The sequence below is a fragment of the Caulobacter sp. Root1455 genome (assembly GCF_001426905.1).
GTDB lineage: Bacteria > Pseudomonadota > Alphaproteobacteria > Caulobacterales > Caulobacteraceae > Caulobacter.
The window spans coordinates 157242-176181 of sequence record NZ_LMFQ01000021.1 but is presented as its reverse complement, the minus strand read 5'-3'; the positions used below and the strand labels follow the sequence as shown (position 1 = coordinate 176181).

The window sequence follows — 18940 nt, the reverse complement described above, 5'->3', positions numbered from 1 at the left end:
AGTCCATCCCTAGGTTCTGATCGTTAGGGGCGTACGAAGATGGGACGGATGGCGACGAGCGGCCTGACGGGTCTGGTCCTGGCGGCGATGCTGGCGACGAGCGCGCCGGTCTTGGCGGCGCCCGTTGGGCAGGCCGAGCCCGCGCGAGCCGAGCTTCTGCGCCGCGCCAAGGCTGGCGACGTCAGCGTCTACGACCGTCTGGCGCAAAGCTATCTGACCGCCGAGGGCGACCAGCGGGACGTCGACGCCGCGGTGCGCTGGCTTAACGCGGGCGTCAGGGCCGGCGACACCGCCTGCATGATCGCCCTGGGCAATCTCTATTTCGCGGGCGACGACCTGGATCAGGACGAAGCCAAGGCGCTGTCGCTGTACAAGGCCGCCGCCGCCGAGGGCGACGCCCTGGGGGCCTACAACGCCGGGCTGGTCTACGAGACCACCGCCGACGATCTGACCCAGGCCGTGGGCTGGTATTGGCGGGCCGCGACCGGCGGCGACCAGGGCGGGATGTACAAGCTGGCCCTGGCCTATCAGCTGGGACTGGGCCTGCCCGCCGATGAGGCTCAGGCCGTGGCCTGGATGCGCAAGGCCGCCGCCGCCGGCTCGGTCGACGCGATCAACGATCTGGGCTCGTACTACCTGCAGGGCTACGGCGTGCCGGTCGACGAGGTCCAGGCGCTGCAGCTCTATGTGGACGCGGCCCAGCAAGGCTCGGCGGTGGCCATGGCCAATGTCGCCGCCGCCTATCACAACGGCGAAGGGGTCGCGGTCGATCTGCAAAAGGCCCTGAGCCTCTACGCCCTGTCGGCCAGCGCCGGCAACCTGACGGCCTATTACGAACTGGGCCAGATGTATGAGGACGGCGAGGGCGTGAAGGCCAGCCGCGCCAAGGCCGTGCAGCTGTACCGGATGGCCGCCGAGAGCGACGACGACGAGGTGGCCGAAATGGCCGAGGACGCCGTCGAGCGCCTCGAGGGCGGCTCCTCGGAAACCCCGATCGCCTAGAGCCCCGTAAAAAGGCTCGAGCCCTTCGTTCGCATTTTGTTTCGGCCGCCGACCTGCTAAATCAGGGGCGTGACCGCACAGATTCCCGCCCTCGATCTCGCCCCCGCCCTGGTGGTTCTGCCCGGCCCGCGCGCCGGCGTCGCCGACGGCTCGGGCGAGGGGCGGGTCATGCGCACGCCCGACGCCCGCGACCTGTTCGAGTACGGGCCGGTGCTGGTGGCCCACGCCGCGATGACCGCCAAACGGCTGAACCTGCAGGCCCCGGCTCGCGGGCGCGGCGTATTCGACGTGCTGGAGCTCTACGCCTTCACCCGGCCGGCCACCTTCTGCGCGCCGTCGGCGGTAGGGCTGGCCACGGCGCTGGGCCTGCCCGAGCCCAAGGGCGCGGCCGCCCAAGCTCAGACCCTGCGGGACGCCGCCGCGGCGCTGCTGCACGAGCTGGCCCTGACGCCCCGGCCGTCGCGCGAGGAGGCCCTGGCCGTCGCCGAGACCCTGGCCCGGGCCGGCTGGGCCTGGGGACCGGCGGTGGTCGGCGCCCTGCGTTCGGCGCCGTTCGGCAATCAGTTCCGCAGTTCCGGCCTGGACGTCTGGGCCCGCGCCACCGAGTGGGAGGACCAGGCGCCGCCCGGCGAGCCCGGTTCGCGTCCCGTCGATCCGGAACGGGCCAGTGAACGGCTGCGCGAACTGCTGCACCGTTCGGGCCTGGACGAGGTGCGCGAGGCCCAGGACACCTTCGCCCGCGAGGCCGCCTACGCCTTCGCCCCCCGCGAGCGCGAGGGCGAGCCGCAGATGATGCTGGCCGAGGCCGGCACCGGGGTCGGCAAGACCCTGGGCTATCTGGCCCCGGCCTCGCTGTGGGCCGAGGCCAACGGCCCTTCGGTGTGGATCAGCACCTACACCCGCGCCCTACAGCGCCAGATCGAGCGCGAAAGCCACGCGATCTATCCCGACCCGCTGGTCCGGGCCCGCAAGGCGGTGGTCCGCAAGGGCCGCGAGAACTACATCTGCCTGCTGAACTTTCAGGAGCAGGTCAACACCGCCCAGCTGGGCAACGGCGATCTGATCGGCCTGGCGCTGGCGGCCCGCTGGGCCCGCGTCAGCCGCGACGGCGACATGACCGGCGGCGACTTCCCGGCCTGGCTGCCGACCCTGTTCGCCATCGCGCCCTCGGTCCAGGCTGGGCCGGCCAACCTGGTCGACCGGCGCGGCGAGTGCATCCACGCCGGCTGCCAGCACTATCGCGTCTGCTTCATCGAAAAGGCCGTGCGGGCCTCCAAGCGGGCCGACATCGTCATCGCCAACCACGCCCTGGTGCTGAGCCAGGCCGCCTTCGACGGGGCGCGGGCGGCGCGCGGCCTGAAGGGCGACAACGAGACCACCTCGCTCAAGCGCATCGTCTTCGACGAGGGCCACCATCTGTTCGACGCCGCCGACAGCGCCTTTTCGGCGGCGCTCTCGGGCGCGGAGGCGGCCGAGCTGCGGCGCTGGTTGCGCGGGCCCGAGGGGCGCGGCCGGCGGGGCAGGGGGCTGGAAGCCCGTCTGCTGGACATCATCGGAGAGCGCGAGGGGGCCCGCGCGGCCCTGAACGCCGCGCTTCAGGCCGCCGCCGCCTTGCCGGGCGAGGGCTGGTCGGGCCGCATCGCGCCGCCGGACGGCCAGGTCAATCCGATCGGCCCTATTGAAACATACTTGGTCTCGGTGATTGAACAGCTGCGGGCTCGAGTCACCGACCGTCCCGGCGCGGCCGAGCAGGGGCTGCAATGCGCCGCCCGTCCGGCCATCGACCTGGTCCGCGAACGGGCCGGCGAGGCTTCCCGGGCCCTGGCCGCCATCGAGGCCCCGCTGCTGGCCCTGGCCCGCCACCTGGAAGACGTGCTGGACGAGGAGACCGACACCCTGCCGACCTCGGAGCGCGCGCGGATCGAGGGCGCGCTGCGCGGCCTGGACCGCCGGGCCCGCATGACCCTGCCGGCTTGGCGCTCGATCCTGAAGGCCATCGACGAGGATGCGGAAGACGACCCGGAGTTCGTCGACTGGTTCGAGGCGACCTTCCTCTACGGCCGCGTCGTCGACGCCGCCTGCCGCCGCCATTGGGTGGACCCGACCGAACCGCTGCGCGCCGCGGTGCTGAGCCCCGCCCATGGCGTGCTGGTGACCAGCGCCACCCTGACCGACCCGGCTCTGGAAGACCCGTTCGCCCTGGCCGAGATGCGCACCGGCGCCGCGCGCCTGCCGCAGTCGCCCAAGGTGCTGCGCCTGGTCTCGCCGTTCGACTACGCGAAGAACACCCGCGCCTTCGTGGTCACCGACGTCGGCAAGGACGATCCGCGCCAAGTCTCGGCGGCGATGCGCGAGCTGTTCCTGGCGGCCGGCGGCGGCGGGCTGGGCCTGTTCACCGCCATCCGAAGGCTGAAGGCCGTGCATGAACGGATCGCCGCGCCCCTGGCCGACCAAGGCCTGGCGCTCTACGCCCAGCACGTCGATCCGCTGGAGGCCGGCGCCCTGGTCGACATCTTCCGGGCCGAGGAGGACGCGTGCCTGCTAGGCACAGACGCGATCCGCGACGGCATCGACGTGCCGGGCCGGTCCCTGCGCCTGCTGGTCTTCGACCGCGTGCCGTGGCCGCGTCCCGACGTGCTGCACAAGGCCCGCCGCGCGAGATTTGGCGGCAAGGGGTATGATGACAGCACCGCGCGCGCCCGCATCAGCCAGGCCTTCGGCCGCCTGATCCGCCGGGCCGACGATCGGGGGGTGTTCGTGATGCTGGACGCCGCCGCCCCGACCCGCCTGTTCTCCAGCTTGCCCGAGGGCGTGACGATCGAGCGCGTGGGCCTGGTCGAGGCGATCGAGGCCACCGCCGCATTTTTGTCGGAAGACCGTTCTTAATCAGCGCGATATCTGGTTTTCATAGACCGTCTGAAAGGGACGCGTCGCTCGGGAATGTCTCCGTTGGTGTTGTTTCGAGGTTGGACGGCCCTGGCGGCCGTGGTGTTTCTGGGGATCGCGCCGGCTGCTCGGGCGGGCGAGTTCGTGCGCGCCGATTGCCAGTTCCTGATCAAGCCGACCGACGCCATCCGCTTCGACACCGACGAGCATCTGCGCTGGTACAAGCGGTTCTGGACCGGGACCTGCGATCGCCTGTCGTTCTGCTTCCCGGGCTCGCCCAACTGGAACGACATCGTCGGCAAGCTGCTGGTCAAGGGCGGGCCGACCGAGCAGCCGACCCTGCTGCCCAAGGCCTGCCGCCTGGGTCAGCTGATCGGCCTGGAGTGGGCCAGGGACAAGGGCGTCCAGAAGATCAGCACCAAGGATCTGAAGCTGTTCAACGGCATGCTCGAGGCGGCCGGCGATCCGCTGAAGGGCGTTGAGGCCGTCGAGACGAGGGCCCGGGCCATGACCGGCCTGCCGGCGAGAACGCCGGCGCCCAAAAAGCCCTGATAGAGTCGCTCATCCGACGCAATGGCGTCGAATTCCTGCAACGGAACGCGCCTACACACCTCGCCCAAGGGGGGAAGTGCCAGGAGCGTTAGATGACCAGATCCCAGATCACCGCCGACATGGCCGTCGACGAACAGGCCGACCCCGGCCACGTTCGGTCGGCCCGGGCCCTGGTGCAGGGCGTGCGGTGGCGCAGCGGCCTGTCGCAGGACGAGTTCGCGCGGGCCTTCTGCATCCCCCTGGCCCAGTTGGCGGCCCTGGAGCTGGGTCAGGCCCGGCCCGACGCGGCCCTGACGGCCTATCTGCGGGTCATCGACCATGCGCCGGACGTGGTGCGCGAGGCGCTGGAGCGCTTCTAGGGCGTCCCAGCCGCACGGGATTTGTCGTCGGGTCCGCCGTCTGGCATGGAGGAGGCGAGTAGGGAGCCTTCGCCTCGTGACCGACATTCGCACCCAGAAGCAGCGCATGCTGGCCGGCGATCTCTACAGCCCCATCGATCCTGAGATCATGGCCGACCACGAGGCGGCGGTGGCCTGGATGGGCCGCTACAACGCCCTGGATCTGCCGCCGTCGGAGCGCCACGCCCTGCTGCGCGAACTGCTGGCGCAGGTCGGCGACCGCGTCAGCATCCGGCCGCCGTTCCACTGCGACTACGGCTACAACATCTCGATCGGCGAGGGGGTGTTCCTCAACTTCAACTGCGTGATCCTGGACGTCACCCAGGTGACCATCGGCGCGGCCACGACGATCGGGCCGCATGTCCAGATCTACACCGCCGAGCATCCACGCGACCCGGTCGAGCGTCGCACGGGCATCGAATATTCCCGGCCTGTGGTGATCGGCGAGAACGTCTGGATCGGCGGCGGTTCGATCATTCTGCCCGGCGTGACGGTCGGCGACGACGCCATCATCGGGGCCGGCAGCGTGGTCACCCGCGACGTGCCCAAGGGCGCGACGGTGGTGGGCAATCCGGCGCGGGTCCGGGGCAAGTAGTTCACCGGGAGAAGTAGGGGACACACACCCACCCGAAAGCATCGCCAGACTTTCGCTGGCCTTGCCGTGGGTGTGTGTCCCCAAAGTCAGCCGAGGCCTACTTCGCCTTCACCGGAATCCACGCCTCCAGCCCGCCCTCGCCGGTGCGCGGATCGAACTCCGGTCCATAGCGCTCGAAGAACGGCGCGTCGGCCGGCTCGTAGTCCGACTCCGGCAGCCACTGCGTGTAGATGGTGTGCATGGTCCGGCGGATGGTCGAGACGTGCCCGGCGTGGTGGAACACCGCGTAGAGCTGGGCTGGGATCCGCACCGACACGAAGCCCTCGGGCAGGTCGGAGAAGTCGGCCACCTCGACGCCGCTGACATAGTCGAAATTGCCCAGGTCGTCGCCGTTCAGCACGACGCCGTAGGCCACGTTCCCGAGCTCGCCCGGGATGTGGCCGATATGCTCGCCGAAGCGCTGCCACTGGGCGGGGATGCCGCCGGGGCCCTCGCAGCCGTAGCGGCCGGTCAGGCCGGCGATCAGCAGGGCGCGGCCCTGTTCGAGGCGCGGCGGGGGAAGGTCGGTTCGAAGGCTTGTGTCCAGCACGATGGGCTCCACGAGCTGCAGGGTTTCCAGGTCGCGCGCCGCGCGCACCTGCTCGGGGGTGATCCCGAACTGGTCGCCGAACGCGCGGGTGAACGCCTCGTGCGAGCCGTAGCCGGCCTCCAAGGCCACCGACAGGATGTCGGGAGCCCCTTGCGCCAACCGCCGCGCGGCCTCCGTCAGCCGTCGCGCCCGCAGATAGCCGATCACCGGACGGCCGGTGGCGACCACGAAGGCGCGGGACATGTGGAAGCGCGAGACCCCGCCGCTTTGAGCGATCTCGTCCAGGTCCAGAGGCTGGGCGGAATGGCTCTCGATGAACCAGATGGCTTGCTCGACGGGGTTCATGAACGGGTCTCGTGACGAAGCGAGCGGAAGAGATAGCGCGTCGGTCCGGGCGGCATTTGATCGGGATTGCGGCGGCCGTCGCAAGCCGTCAGAGCAGGGTCCGCTGCGCCGGCTCCGCCGCTCCGGCCGGGGGCGCTTCGCCTCGACGGCGCAGCTCGGTCTCGGCGCTGAAGCGGAGGTTCGGGTCGCGGTCCTGGGCCAGCGCTTGCAGCACGTCGGCGGCGAGACGATCCCAGGGCTTGCCGCGTTCGGGACCATTCGGCACGCGCGGCAGCAGGCCCGGCTCGCGGCTCCAGGCCAGGAGTTGCTCCAACGAGGCCTGATTGAGCATGTCGCGCAGATGGTGGGCCGTGACATAGGCGTCCGGCAGGGCTCGGTGCGCCGGCAGGCCCAGCTCTCGGATCAGCCCCTCGGGCATGCGCTGATAGCGCAGCATCTGGTTGGAGAAGCTGGTCAGGTGCGGCCATAGCCGCAGGGCGCATTTCCAGGTGCAGATCCAGGGGGCGCCGCCCGTGAACCTTGGCGTGCAGTATCGCTGCTCGAAAGCCGCGCGGTGGGCGGCCAGCGCCCGGATTTCGCCTTCGGGCTTCAGGACGTCGGCCGCGACGTCCTTCCAGAACGGCGCGCCGGCGACGTCGGCGTCGATGATGTGGTGGACCGCCATCGTCTCGGGCGTGATCGGGCGACCGGGATTGACCAGTCGCGATCCGCGCTCCTCATCGACGCGCCAGCGGCCGTTCGAGCCCAGGGTGACGTCCTGCCAGCCGATCTCACAGACGTCGTGCGGACCGTTTCCGGCGGTCTCCAGATCGACGACGCGGACACGGGGAGTGAGCATCAGCTGAATATGGGGGCGGTGGCGCTCGATCCAACGTGCGATTCGACCCGGCGATCAGGCCGTCAGCGCGCGCGGGGAGCCGGCGGCAGGCGGAACAGCCAGCCGGCGATCGGACGCCCGGGGATCTCGTGTTTCATCCAGATGCGGGCCCCGCCGTCGAACACCGTGAAGCTGTTGTTGCCCAGGCTGGGACCGAAGTTCAGCACACCGGTCGTTCCGTCCGCGTTGGAGGTGCAGGTCACCCCGGCATAGGGGCTCTGGACCGCCGCCGTGCTGGCGGGATCATAGCCGATCACGCCGCGCCCGGCGCCCACGCCGCTGGCGTCGAACGTCAGGCTGGAGCCGGCGAAGGCGTCCGGATAGGCGTCGAACTTGCCGCGCATGATCCCGGCATAGGTGGCGTTCTTCAGGGTGTCGCAGGCCGCGGCGTGGGCCGCGCAGGGCAACAGGAGAGCGACCGCGGTCGCGATCAGGGCGGCGGATTTCAAGGCGAGTCCTCCAGGGGTTTTCGACCTCTGGTGACGCTCGGCCCTCTCTCCAGCCCCGTCAATCAGCCGGATTCCGGTCTCGCCTCAGGCCTTTTCCACGAAGCTGTCGATCACCTTCTTGTCGCCGGCCTTGTCGAACGACACCGACAGCTTGTTGCCCTCGACGCCGGTGACCTTGCCGTAACCGAACTTGACGTGGAACACCCGGTCGCCGCGCGTATAGGCGCTGGCCGCCGAACTGGCCGAAACCGCCACCAGCCGGCCTTCGCCCTCGATCGGGGCCGAGCGCGCGGCCGAGCCGCCGCTGCGCCAGCTCGCGCCGCGCTCGCCGAAACCGGAGGCGCGCTCCTGGGCCCGCTTCCAGCCGGGACTGTCATAGCTGCCGGCGGTGAAGGTGCTGGTCCCCGGGTCGTCCCAGCGCGACGACACGGTCTGTTGCATGCCCGGCCCGCCGCCGTAATAGCCGGTCTCCGAGGCCGCATCGACGTGGGCCAGGGGCAGTTCATCGACGAACCGCGACGGCAGCTGGCTGGTCCAGCGGCCATAGACCTGGCGGTTGGCCACGAAGCTGATCCGGGCCTCCTCGCGGGCCCGGGTGATGCCGACATAGGCCAGGCGGCGCTCTTCCTCGAGGCCCTTCTCGCCCTTGTCGTCCATGCTGCGCTGGCTGGGGAACACGCCTTCCTCCCAGCCGGGCAGGAAGACCAGCGGGAACTCCAGCCCCTTGGCCGAGTGCAGGGTCATGATCCACACCGCGTCGTCGCCGGCGCCCTTGTCCAGGTCCATGACCAGCGAGACGTGCTCCAGATAGCCCTCGAGCGTGTCGAAGGCGCTCATCGACTGGACCAGCTCCTTCAGGTTCTCCAGCCGCGTCTGGCTGGTCGGACCCTTGTCCAGGCGCAGGGCGTCGGTGTAGCCGCTCTCCTCCAGCACCGCCTCCATCACCCGCTGGTGCGGGGTGTTGGCGGCCAGGGCCCGCCAGCGGTCCAGGTCGCGCAGGAAGTTGCTGAGCGCCGTGCGCGTGCGGGCCGGCAGGTCGTCGCTTCCGATGATCACCCGGGCGGCGTCGACCGTGGAGATCCCTTCCAGCCGGGCGATCTGCAGCAGCTTCTGCACCGAGGTGTCGCCGATGCCGCGCTTGGGCGTGTTGACGATCCGCTCGAAGGCCAGGTCGTCGTCCGGCGACTGGATCAGGCGCAGATAGGCGTGGGCGTCGCGGATCTCGGCGCGTTCGAAGAACCGCGGGCCGCCGACCACCTTGTAGGGGATCTGCAGCATCACGAACCGCTCTTCGAAGGCCCGCATCTGGAACGAGGCGCGCACCAGTATGGCCATGTGGCTGTACTTGCGGCCGGCCCGCTTGGCCTTCTCGATCTCGTCGGCGACCATCCGGCTCTCGGCCTCGCCGTCCCAGACGCCGCTGACCTTGACCTTCTCGCCGCCCGAGGCCTCGGTCCACAGGGTCTTGCCCAACCGGCTCTTGTTGGCGTCGATCAGGCCCGAGGCGGCGGCCAGGATGTGCTCGGTGGAGCGGTAGTTGCGCTCCAGCTTGATCACCTTGGCGCCGGGGAAGTCGCGCTCGAAGCGCAGGATGTTGTCGACCTCGGCCCCGCGCCAGCCATAGATCGACTGGTCGTCGTCGCCGACGCAGCAGACGTTCTGGCGACCCTGGGCCAGCAGTCGCAGCCACAGGTACTGGGCGACGTTGGTGTCCTGGTACTCATCGACCATCACGTACTGGAAGCGCCGCTGGAAGTCGGCCAGCACGTCCGGATTGGCCGTGAAGATGGTGATGTTGTGCAGCAGCAGGTCGCCGAAGTCGCAGGCGTTCAGGATGCGCAGCCGCTCCTGGTACTGGCGATAGAGGGTGATCCCCCGGCCGTTGGCGAACTCGCCGGCCTCGCTTTGCGGTACGCGGTCGGGCGTCCAGCCGCGGTTCTTCCAGGTGTCGATCAGCCCGGCCAGGGCGCGCGGCGTCCAGCGCTTGGCGTCGATGTCGGCGGCCTCGATCAGCTGCTTGAGCAGCCGTTCCTGGTCGTCGGTGTCGATGATCGTGTAGCTGGATTTCAGTCCCACCAGCTCGGCGTGGCGGCGCAGGATCTGGGCGGCCACCGAGTGGAAGGTGCCCAGCCAGCGCAGGCCCTCGGCCTCGTCGCCGATGATGTGGGTGATCCGCTCGCGCATCTCGCGGGCGGCCTTGTTGGTGAAGGTGACGACCAGCAGCTCCCACGGCCGGGCGCGGCCGGTGGCCAGGATGTGGGCTAGGCGGGTGGTCAGCACCCGGGTCTTGCCGGTGCCGGCGCCGGCCAGCACCAGCACGGGACCCTCGGTCGCCTCGACGGCGGCGCGCTGTTCGGGGTTCAGCCCCTCCAGATAGTTCGGCGTGGGACCGCCGCCGTCCGGTCCGCGCGGGCGGGCCAGGTCGGAGATGCGCGGAGCGGGGAGATCACCGGGGAAGTCGCCGGGGATGCCGGGGAACTTGGACGAGTCGAAGCCTTGAGACATGGAACATATGTAGCACAAAGTTCGTCCGGCTTAAGCCCTCGCGCCCATCCGCCGCGCCGGCGTCGCGCTTCGCGCCGGAACCTCGACCTCCACCTCCCGTTTGTTCGGCGGGGATGGAAATCACAGGAGACGAAAGTGGCTGAAGAAACCAATACGAGCGGCGGCGGCGGGACCGGCATGGCGTTCATCATCGGCGCCTTAGTGGTGGTCGTGGCGGTGATCGCTTACTTCGTCTTCACCGGCGGCGTGAGCCACAAGAAGACCGTCGACGTCAATGTTTCCGCGCCGCAGCTCGACGCGCCCAAGGTTCCGGACGCGCCCAAGCCGGCCGGCTAGGGGAGGGCGCCATGGCGCGTCGCGACGACATCCGGCCCCAGCATCTGGGCGTGGCCGGTCTGACGTTGCTGGGGGTGCTGCTGCTGATCGCCGCCCTGGTGATCGGCGGCTGGCGCTCCGGCCTGCTGACCGTGCGGACGGCCGATCTGTCGATGCAGATGCCGAAGGCGCCGGCCCTGCCTCGGCGAACGCCCATCCCGGAGCCTATTCCGCTGCCCAAGCCCGGTCCGGGCGTGGCGCAGAGCTAGACCGTTCCGCCCTCGCCGGCCTGGGCATGCAGCAGGGCGAACACCCGGCAGGCCGAGGCCAGCGGGCGCTCGCCGCGCCCGGCGTCTATGCGCTGGATCAGGCCGGCGACGCTGATCTTGTCCGCGCTGGCCGCCGCCTGCAGCACGGTCCAGAACTCGGGCTCCAGGGCCAGAGAGGTCGCGTGGCCGGCCAGGTTGATCGAACGCTTCTTCAGACTGCCCATCATGCCCATCCCCTGTTGCTGTCTGATCACGTCGCAGATCGGGGGTCGCTGAACCCTCTTGAATAAAAATGACGCCATGTCATCTTTATCGGGTTCAGCAGGAGCATGCCTTATGATCGCAGCCACGCAAGTGCTCGGTGGGCCAAAGTCGCGCCAACCGATGCAGCGGGGGCGTCAGTCGTTCAACCTGCAGCCTTTGCGGGCGCTTCGGGCTGTCCGGCGCCTGATCGCCGACAAGGAGGACACCGCCCAGGTGTTCGAGATCATGCGCGCCCTGGCGGGCAACGCGATCCCGAAGGGCTACCGTCGCCTGCTGAGCACGCCCGAGGGCGGCCGCATCGCCTACGAACACGACGAGTTCGCCGAGCGGCTGTCGGATCCCGTCTGGCTGGCGCAGTTCGGTCCGGGCACGGTCGGCGCCGCCTATCGCGACTTCATCGCGCCGCGCGGCCTGTCGGCGGAAGGCCTGGCCGAGGAGAGCCGCAAGATTCCCGAGTCCGACGTCGACGCCGCCCATCCGCTGGCCTGGTACGCCCGGCGCATGCGCGACGTGCACGATGTCTGGCACGTGCTGACCGGCTACGGCACCGACGCCCTGGGCGAGGTCTGCGTGGTGGCCTTTTCGTACGCCCAGACCCGGAGCCTGGGCTTCGCGGTCATCGCCCTGGCCGGCGCGCGCCAGTTCCAGAAGGCCAGGCTGGGCCAGCCCTACGGCAAGGCCGTGCGCGAGGCCTGGCGCAACGGCCGCTCGGCCGCCTGGCTGCCGGCGGTCGACTATCCCGCCCTGTTCGCCATGCCGCTGGACGAGGCGCGCCGGACCTACAAGGTCGCGCCGAACACCGCCTATCAGGCCATCCCGCCCCAGTATCGCGACCGCATCGCCGAGGCCGCGTGACCACCGAGATCCGAGCGGCGGCCAACCGCGCGGTCGCCGAGCGCTACGCCAAGGCGTGGGCGGCGGGCGACCTGGCGGCCTTGCGCGCCTGCTATCATCCGGACTTCACCCTGCACTATTTCGGCGATCACCCGCTGACCGGCGACCATGTCGGCCTGGCCGCCGCCTTGGCGACCCTTGCCGAGGTCAGCCGTCGCACGCGCCGCAAGCTGGTCCGCATCGTCGATGTGACCGCCGGACCGGAGCGGGCCGTGGTGATCGCCCGCGAGGCCTTCGAGCGCGACGGCGTCGTCACCGAGCTGGATCGCGTGCTCGTCTATCGGATCGCCGACGACCTGCTGGCCGAGTGCTGGGTCTATGACGGCGACCAGGCGCTGGTGGACGGGTTCCTGCGCGGTTAGCGGGTCTTTGCGCCGTTCGCCCCAAAAGGGAGCTTGACGGCGAGATGCGTTATGTAATGGCAATACATAACGATAACGCGTCTCGCCCCGGAGCGTCCGGAAGCCCGATGACGAGACGGATCCGGACGTGACCCTCAAGCTCGTCGGCCAGCACCAGCACCCAGGCGAAGCCCGTTCCGCGACGGCTCGACAAGGGTGCGACGAAGTTGCACGGCGCAGCTTGACGCTTATCAAGCCCTTTCCACGGCGCCGCTCTACAACCCGCCCAAGACCCCTCCCTTCCGGGGGCGAAGCTTGGATTGAGTTGAAATGGACAGCAGACACTTCCTCGGCGCTTCCGCGCTGGCTCTCGCCGTGGGCTTCAGTCTCGGCGTCACGGACGCCGGCGCCGCCGCCAAGGCATCGCCCGTCGCCGCCGCGCCCGACCCGCGCGACGCCAGGATCGAGGCGCTGCAAAGCCAGCTCGAAGCGCTGGCCGCCAAGGTCGAGATGATGGAGCGCAGGACCGCGTTCGCGCCTCCCACGCCCGCCGCCGCGCTGACACCGCCGCCCGCGCCGATCCAGAGCCTGCCGCCCGTCGCCAGCGTCCCGCCCTCGAGCGCGGTCGCCAGCATCGTGGTCGGCAAACCATCGATCCAGAGCACCGACGGACGCTTCGCCGCCACCTTCCACGGCGGAATGCAGTTCGACGCCGCCGACTACAGGCAAGATCCGCCCGGACCGATCACCAGCGACTTCCGGCGCGGCGCCACGCCCGCCGACACCGCCCACGCCCGCGACCTGGCCTCGGGAACCAACTTCCGCCGGGCCCGCATCGGCGTCGACGGCAAGGCGTTCGGCGACTTCGAATACAACGTGCTGCTTGAGTACGGCGGTGCGGGCATGGAGGACGCGGGCCATATCCAGGAGCTGTGGTTCCAGTATTCCGGCCTCAAGCCGTTCCATTTCCGGGTCGGGGCCTTCGCGCCGTCCATCGGGCTGGAGGACCAGGGTTCGGTCTTCGGCGCCCCGTTCTTGGAACGCCCGGCTGCGGCCGACATCGCCCGCGGCGTGGCCGGCGGCGATTTCCGGGAGGCTGCCATGGCGTGGGCGGCGGGCGAGCGCTGGTACGCCGCCGGCTCGATCACCGGCCGCACGGTCGGGGTGGTCAATTCGCAAGCCACCGGCGCCGCCCAGCCCTATGACAGCGCCCTGGCCTATGTCGGCCGCGCCGCCTTCCTGCCGCTCAAGGACAAGGACCGCCTCGTCCACCTGGGCGTCCACGGCAGCTATGTCGCCCGCACCGCCGACACCGGCGGCCCCGACACCGCGGCGGGCGCGGTCCGTTACGGCGTGACCCTGCAGGAGCGTCCGGAACTGCGCGTCGACGGAACCCGGCTGATCTCGACCGGGGCGATCGACGCCGATCACGTCAGCACGGGGGGCGTGGAGGCCGCCGGCCAATACAAGACCCTGATGATCCAGGCCGAATACGAGCGGATCGGCATCGAGCGGCGCAATCCGGCAGCCGGGGTCAGCGATCCCCATTTCGACGGCTGGTATGTCGAGGGCAGCTGGATGCTGACCGGCGAAAAGCGCCGCTATAACCCCAACACCTTCGCTTTCGACGCGCCGAGCATCACTCACCCGTTCAGTCCGCTGACCGGCGCCTGGGGCGCGTTCGAGCTGGCGGGCCGGTATTCGACCGTCGACCTCAACTACCAGCCGGGCGCCCTCGGCACGGCGCCCGGCGCCAGCGCCGTTCGCGGCGGCGAGCAGACGGTCGTTTCGGGCGGGGTCAATTGGTACCTCAACTCGATCGTCCGCTTCATGCTCGACTATCAGGACGTCAAGATCGATCGCCTGTCGCCGTCCGCCACCGCCTACGCCACGCCGGTGGGCGCGCAGATCGGCCAGCGCTACCAGGTCATCTCCCTGCGCTCGCAAATGGCGTTCTAGGCGTCGCCGCAAACCGAAAGGGCCTCCCGAACATGATCACCGGTCGCTTCAAATTCGTCGGCCTGGCCTTGTTCGGGGGCGCCCTGGCCCTCTTCGCGTCCCTGGGCGCCGCGCCCGCCCTGGCGGCCGACACCCAGGTCGCCGTCGCCGCCAACTTCACCGAGCCGGCCAAGGAGATCGCCGCCGCCTTCAAGGCCAAGACCGGCCATACGGCGGTCCTCAGCTTCGGCGCCTCCGGCCAGTTCTACACTCAGATGGCCCACGGGGCGCCGTACGAGGTGTTCCTGTCGGCCGACGCCGAGCGGCCCCGGAAGGCCGAACAGGAGGGCCTGGCCGTCGCCGGTACGCGCTACACCTACGCCGTCGGCCGGCTGGTGCTGTATTCCAAGACGCCGGGGCTGGTCGACGCCAAGGGCGCGGTGCTCGGCTCGGACAGGTTCGTCAAGCTGGCCATCGCCGACCCGGCCGCCGCGCCGTATGGCCGGGCGGCGGTCGAGACGCTGCGCAAGCTGAAGCTCTACGACGCCCTGGCGCCTCGGATCGTCACGGGGTCGTCGATCGCCCAGACCTATCAGTATGTCGCCACCGGCAACGCCGAACTGGGCTTCGTGGCCCTGTCCCAGGTGATCGGCGAGCCGGGCGGATCGCGCTGGCTGACGCCGGCGACCCTCCACGCGCCGATCGCGCAGCAGGCGGTGCTGCTGAAGACGGGCGAGAAGAACCCCGCCGCCAGGGCGTTCCTGACCTTCCTCAGGTCGCCGGCCGCCGTCACGATCATCAAGCGCTACGGCTACGAGGTCCGCCCCTAGGACCGATAGCGGGCGATCAGCGGGTCGGCCGCCGCCTGGGCCAGGATCCAGTCGCGGAAGGCGACGATCTTGCGCACCCGGCGGCGTTCGGCCGGATAGGCCAGCCAATAGCCGCCGCCATAGTATGCGGTGATGGGAAACGGGGCGATCAGCCGCCCCTCGGCGATCTCCCGGGCGAAGAAGATCGGCGAGCCCAGGGCGAAGCCCTGGTCGGCCAGGGCGCTGGCCACCTCCAGCGCCTGGGCGTCGGCCGACAGCCGCGGCGGGGCGCGGTCGTCACGCGCATCGACGCCCGCCGATTCGAACCAGCGCACCCAGAACTCCGGCGACCCGATGCGGGGGGCGTGCAGCAGGTCGGCCGGGCGCTTCACGCCGCCGGATTGGGCGAGAACGGTCGGCGTGCACAGCACGGTCTGAACCGAGGGGATCAGGAAGTGCGCCTCCATTCCGGGCCAGTCGCCGCCGCCGGCGCGCAGGGCCAGGTCGAACGGTTCGCGCTGCAGGTCGACGACCCGGCTGGAGGCGTCCAGCCGCACGGCGATGCGGGGATGGGCGATTTGGAAGCCGCCCAGGCGCGGGGCCAGCCAGTGGCCGCCGATGCTCTGGACGGTGGTGATCGACAATATGCCTTCCTCGGTGTCGACCAGGTCGGACACCGCCACGCGCAGGATGCTGATCGCCTCGGTGGCGGCGCGCGACAGGCGCTCGCCGGCCGGGGTCAGGGCCACCTCGCGCGGCAGGCGGGTGAACAGCGGCTGGTCCAGGCGCTGCTCCAGGGCCTTCACCTGCCAGCTGACGGCCGCCTGGCTGACGCCCAGTTCGTCTGCGGCGCGGGTGAAGCTCTTCAGGCGCGCGGCGGCCTCGAAGATCCGGATGGCGCTGAGCGGCAGGCTGGCGAGGATGTCTGACATAAGTGGAGCTTATGATTACGCAAGGAAGCCGCGTTTGTCACGCGACGCTTCAAGCGTGAAATTCCCGTCATGGCAACACTAAGGAGCCGACGGTGATGGACGAAGCGGTCAAGACCCATAAGGAAACCACGTTTGGCTGGGTTCTGACGATCCAGCAGTTGATCGCGGCCTATCGCGCACGGCTGGACCGGCTGGCGCGCGAACAGGCGGGGGAGGCGGCGAGGACCGCGTCCCGCCGGCATCTCGCGCCGCGCTAGGCGAGGGTCGAGTTCCCGACGCGCGACTCAGCTATGGGTGGCGCAAGGGCGGCGCTCGTCGAGCGACCACGCCCGCTTGGGGGAAACATCGATGTCGCGGAATCATGGCGGCGCGTGGGCGCGGACGATAGCGGTGTTCGGCATGAGTCTGGCGTTCGGCGTCGGCGCCGCGCACGCGACTTCGGCGGCGGGAGATCGCTGCCAGTTCCGCAACGGTCCCGACCATCTGGGCGTCCAGCCCGGTCCAGCGCCCGCCGGCATCGACGGCCAGGCCTGGAAGGTTCCGCTGGGCGGACCGATCATCGCCAGCCCCACGCTCTGCGACGGCGTGATCTATCTCGGCGCCAAGGACGGCGGCTTCAGCGCGGTGGACCGGGCGACCGGCAAGACCCGCTGGCGGTTCGTCGCCGACGCCCCGGTCACCGCCAGCGCCGCGATCGCCGGCGGCCTGGCCTATTTCCAGTCGGACGCCGGCACGATCTATGCGGTGCGCGCGGCCGACGGCGAGCTGGCCTGGAAGCGGACGACCGGCGCGGACCTGCCGTTCATGAACTACAAGCCCGGCGTCGACTTCTGGGACTATTGGGCGTCGTCGCCGCTGTATTTTGACGGCGCGATCTATATCGGCGGCGGCGACGGCGTGGTCCGGGCGCTGGACGCCCGCACCGGCGCGGTGATCTGGACCTACGCCACGCGCGGACGGGTGCGCGCCACCCCGGCCACCGACGGCCAGCGGATCTTCGTCGGCGGCTTCGACGGCGCGATGTACGCCCTGGAGCGGGCGGACGGAAAGCTGGCCTGGTCGTTCCAGACCCAGGGCAACAGCGACTTCAAGATCGGGTCGATCCAGTCCTCGGCCGCCGTGGCCGACGGGCTGGTGCTGTTCGGCAGCCGCGACTATCGGCTCTACGCGCTGGACGCCGCCACCGGAAAGCCGGCCTGGATCGCGCCGCACAAGGGGTCGTGGGTGATCGGCTCGCCGGCCGTCGTCGACGGCAAGGCCTGCGTCGGCAGCTCGGACTGGAAGGTCGTCCAGTGCGTCGACTTGAAGACCGGCGCCGAGGTGTGGCGGACCGAGCTGAGCGGCGCGGCCTTCTCGTCGCCGTCCGTCACGGGCGGGACCTTGGTCATCGGCACGTTCGGCGGCCTGCTCCACCAACTGAGCCTGGCCGACGGGAAGAGCGTGTCCGGCGCCGGCAGCGACGGCCGCCTGATCGGCACGGCCTGGATCGAGGGCGGCGTGGTCTATGTCGGCGCCGAGAACGGCACGCTCTACGCCTTCACGCCGGAGGGGAAGTAGGCTGATCGACACTCGGCCTCGGCGGCGAAAACCTCGTCCTTCGACAGGCTCAGGATGAGGTTTTCCACCGCCGCCGCCTGCACAGGGTCCTCATCCTGAGCTTGTCGAAGGACAAGGACCACGCACCAGCGCCGAACGTCGAGGAGCCTTCGGGCCGGAACGCCTCAGTCCTCGCGCTTGGCCCCGTCCAGGTCGCGCTTCAGCTTGTCGGCCCGCGCCGCGTCCAACGCCTTGTCGGCCTTGGTGCGGCCGAACTTGGCGCGGTTCTCGACGGCCTTGGTCTTGGCGTCGGTCCTGGTCTTGGCCTTGCGGGCCTGGTTCAGGTTGAGGATCTCGGCCATCGGCTAGCCCTTCTTCTTCGGCCCGGCCGGGGCGGGCGTCGCCGGCCGCAGGATCAGGGTCGACTGCAGACGCAGGGTCTCGCCCTTCTTCAGAATGAACGGCGCCCGCCCGGGAAAGACGCAGTTCTGCATCGACAGTTCCTTGCGCAGGATCCAGCGGGTGATCGGCGCGCCGTTGGCCTTGCAGGCCAGGCCCACGGTCCAGGCGGGCGAGCCGCCGCCGGGCGTCCAGGCAAAGCCCATGGCCTTGCCGGCCTCGACCGGGCCGACCGCCGGGGTCACGGTCTTGCCGCCGGAGCCGAAGGTCAGGCGGTCGGGCTTGATCAGCCGCACCGAGAAGCCGCCATAGCCCTTCGCGTCGTCGCTGCCGCCCAGGGCCAGGGTGTCGCTACGGGCGGTGATCACCGTGTCGAAGTCGATGCGCCGCGCGCCGTCCTTCAGCGGATAGACGCGGACCTTGGTGGTCTCGCGCGCCACATAGGCCAGTTCGGGCCCCGAATTGACGATCCAGTCGGCGTTGACCACCAGGGTCCCGCCGCCGGCCGTGTCGCCCTTGAAGCGCTTTTCGCGGACATGGAAGGTCAGGCCCTTCATGAACCAGCCGTCGGCGACGGCCTTCCCGTCGACCAGCACCTGGTGCCAGCTCCAGAAGGCCCCGCGCTGGTGCAGGTGGTCGGCGGGGCGGTCCTCGGTCAGCACCGCGCCGTCGGGCGCCCAGATCGGATGGACGTAGTTCAGCCGGCCGGGCTCGCGTGGATCGGCGGGGGCGGTGCGGTAGAACAGCACGCTCTTGCCGCCGTCGGTGATGGTCACCCCGTCGGCGGCGAACACCGCGTCGACCCGGGGCAGGGGGGTGACGGGGGCCGGCGGCGCGGTCGGGGTTTCCGGAGCCGCCGGCGCGGCCGCGGCCGGCGCGGTCTCCGCCGACACGGCCTGCGCGGTCTGGGCCCAGGCCGTTGCTGTCCAGGTCGTCGCGCCGGTCAGCACAAGCAGGGCGGCGGCGAGCGGTCGGATCATCGTGTTTCCCCAGGGCCCAACGGTTTCAGGAGCGGCGGCTTTTCGAGTGATAGCCAGGAACGCGA

21 protein-coding genes are annotated in these 18940 nt (G+C 70.2%); 13 read left to right on the top strand and 8 right to left on the bottom strand.

Annotated elements, in window-relative coordinates:
- The first annotated feature begins 48 nt into the window (after positions 1-48).
- From ASD21_RS12985 to ASD21_RS25245, 5 genes are all read left to right on the top strand, one after another.
- A complete protein-coding gene (locus ASD21_RS12985; RefSeq protein WP_056441629.1) occupies positions 49-1002 on the top strand; it encodes a tetratricopeptide repeat protein in 954 nt (317 codons plus the stop codon).
- 69 nt (positions 1003-1071) lie between these two features.
- Positions 1072-3888, top strand: a complete 2817-nt coding sequence (locus ASD21_RS12980) for an ATP-dependent DNA helicase (RefSeq protein WP_056441626.1) — start codon at positions 1072-1074, stop codon at positions 3886-3888.
- A gap of 66 nt (positions 3889-3954) precedes the next feature.
- Entirely contained in the window at positions 3955-4440 is a 486-nt protein-coding gene (locus tag ASD21_RS12975) for a hypothetical protein (RefSeq protein ID WP_235523810.1), read from the top strand.
- A 92-nt stretch (positions 4441-4532) separates the two neighbouring features.
- Complete coding sequence (locus ASD21_RS12970; protein WP_056441617.1) at positions 4533-4799, top strand: helix-turn-helix domain-containing protein; 267 nt, start codon at positions 4533-4535, stop codon at positions 4797-4799.
- Positions 4800-4875: 76 nt separating this feature from the next.
- Complete coding sequence (locus tag ASD21_RS25245; RefSeq protein ID WP_442856971.1) at positions 4876-5433, top strand: sugar O-acetyltransferase; 558 nt, start codon at positions 4876-4878, stop codon at positions 5431-5433.
- Between the two features lie 97 nt (positions 5434-5530).
- On the opposite strand, the gene ASD21_RS12960 is transcribed toward ASD21_RS25245, so the two are convergent.
- The 4 genes from ASD21_RS12960 to ASD21_RS12945 form a co-directional block, all read right to left on the bottom strand.
- Positions 5531-6367: an AraC family transcriptional regulator gene (locus ASD21_RS12960; RefSeq protein WP_056441614.1), complete on the bottom strand. Its 837-nt coding sequence runs from the start codon at positions 6365-6367 to the stop codon at positions 5531-5533.
- 88 nt (positions 6368-6455) lie between these two features.
- A complete protein-coding gene (locus ASD21_RS12955; RefSeq protein WP_056441613.1) occupies positions 6456-7205 on the bottom strand; it encodes an exonuclease domain-containing protein in 750 nt (249 codons plus the stop codon).
- A 62-nt stretch (positions 7206-7267) separates the two neighbouring features.
- Positions 7268-7693, bottom strand: coding sequence for a hypothetical protein (locus ASD21_RS12950; RefSeq protein WP_056441610.1), 426 nt, complete (start codon positions 7691-7693; stop codon positions 7268-7270).
- 84 nt (positions 7694-7777) lie between these two features.
- Entirely contained in the window at positions 7778-10198 is a 2421-nt protein-coding gene (locus tag ASD21_RS12945; RefSeq protein WP_056441608.1) for an ATP-dependent helicase, read from the bottom strand.
- 135 nt (positions 10199-10333) lie between these two features.
- On the opposite strand from ASD21_RS12945, the gene ASD21_RS12940 reads away from it, so the two are divergent.
- Together ASD21_RS12940 and ASD21_RS12935 are read left to right on the top strand one after the other, a co-directional pair.
- On the top strand, positions 10334-10534 hold the full coding sequence (locus ASD21_RS12940; RefSeq protein WP_056441605.1) for a hypothetical protein: 201 nt from the start codon (positions 10334-10336) through the stop codon (positions 10532-10534).
- An 11-nt stretch (positions 10535-10545) separates the two neighbouring features.
- The gene (locus ASD21_RS12935; protein ID WP_056441601.1) at positions 10546-10782 is read left to right on the top strand and encodes a hypothetical protein; all 237 of its coding nucleotides are present in this window, start codon (positions 10546-10548) and stop codon (positions 10780-10782) included.
- On the opposite strand, the gene ASD21_RS12930 is transcribed toward ASD21_RS12935, so the two are convergent.
- Positions 10779-11006, bottom strand: a complete 228-nt coding sequence (locus tag ASD21_RS12930) for a ribbon-helix-helix domain-containing protein (RefSeq protein ID WP_056442407.1) — start codon at positions 11004-11006, stop codon at positions 10779-10781. The two genes, ASD21_RS12935 and ASD21_RS12930, sit on opposite strands and share 4 nt — an antisense overlap.
- 112 nt (positions 11007-11118) lie before the next feature.
- Here ASD21_RS12930 and ASD21_RS12925 point away from each other — a divergent pair, with 112 nt between their 5' ends.
- From ASD21_RS12925 to modA, 4 genes are all read left to right on the top strand, one after another.
- Entirely contained in the window at positions 11119-11901 is a 783-nt protein-coding gene (locus ASD21_RS12925; RefSeq protein WP_056441598.1) for a Coq4 family protein, read from the top strand.
- Positions 11898-12302, top strand: a complete 405-nt coding sequence (locus tag ASD21_RS12920) for a nuclear transport factor 2 family protein (protein ID WP_056441595.1) — start codon at positions 11898-11900, stop codon at positions 12300-12302. Before ASD21_RS12925 ends, ASD21_RS12920 begins: the two co-directional genes overlap by 4 nt.
- 309 nt (positions 12303-12611) lie before the next feature.
- Positions 12612-14240 carry an OprO/OprP family phosphate-selective porin gene (locus ASD21_RS12915; RefSeq protein ID WP_056441592.1) on the top strand — a complete coding sequence of 543 codons (1629 nt, stop codon included), beginning with the start codon at positions 12612-12614 and terminating at the stop codon, positions 14238-14240.
- Between the two features lie 32 nt (positions 14241-14272).
- Positions 14273-15049, top strand: a complete 777-nt coding sequence (gene modA, locus ASD21_RS12910; RefSeq protein ID WP_056441588.1) for a molybdate ABC transporter substrate-binding protein — start codon at positions 14273-14275, stop codon at positions 15047-15049.
- Here modA and ASD21_RS12905 read toward each other — a convergent pair.
- Positions 15046-15960, bottom strand: a complete 915-nt coding sequence (locus ASD21_RS12905) for a LysR substrate-binding domain-containing protein (protein WP_056441584.1) — start codon at positions 15958-15960, stop codon at positions 15046-15048. The genes modA and ASD21_RS12905 overlap by 4 nt on opposite strands.
- Positions 15961-16055: 95 nt before the next feature.
- Here ASD21_RS12905 and ASD21_RS23940 point away from each other — a divergent pair, with 95 nt between their 5' ends.
- Positions 16056-16217 carry a hypothetical protein gene (locus ASD21_RS23940; protein WP_156390622.1) on the top strand — a complete coding sequence of 54 codons (162 nt, stop codon included), beginning with the start codon at positions 16056-16058 and terminating at the stop codon, positions 16215-16217.
- Between the two features lie 91 nt (positions 16218-16308).
- Entirely contained in the window at positions 16309-17517 is a 1209-nt protein-coding gene (locus ASD21_RS12900; protein ID WP_056441581.1) for an outer membrane protein assembly factor BamB family protein, read from the top strand.
- Positions 17518-17681: 164 nt separating this feature from the next.
- Here the strand turns inward: ASD21_RS12900 and ASD21_RS23375 are convergent, their stop codons facing one another.
- Positions 17682-17858: a DUF4169 family protein gene (locus ASD21_RS23375; protein WP_082554749.1), complete on the bottom strand. Its 177-nt coding sequence runs from the start codon at positions 17856-17858 to the stop codon at positions 17682-17684.
- A 3-nt stretch (positions 17859-17861) separates the two neighbouring features.
- On the bottom strand, positions 17862-18875 hold the full coding sequence (locus tag ASD21_RS12895; protein WP_056441578.1) for a DUF6807 family protein: 1014 nt from the start codon (positions 18873-18875) through the stop codon (positions 17862-17864).
- Positions 18876-18940: the final 65 nt, after the last annotated feature.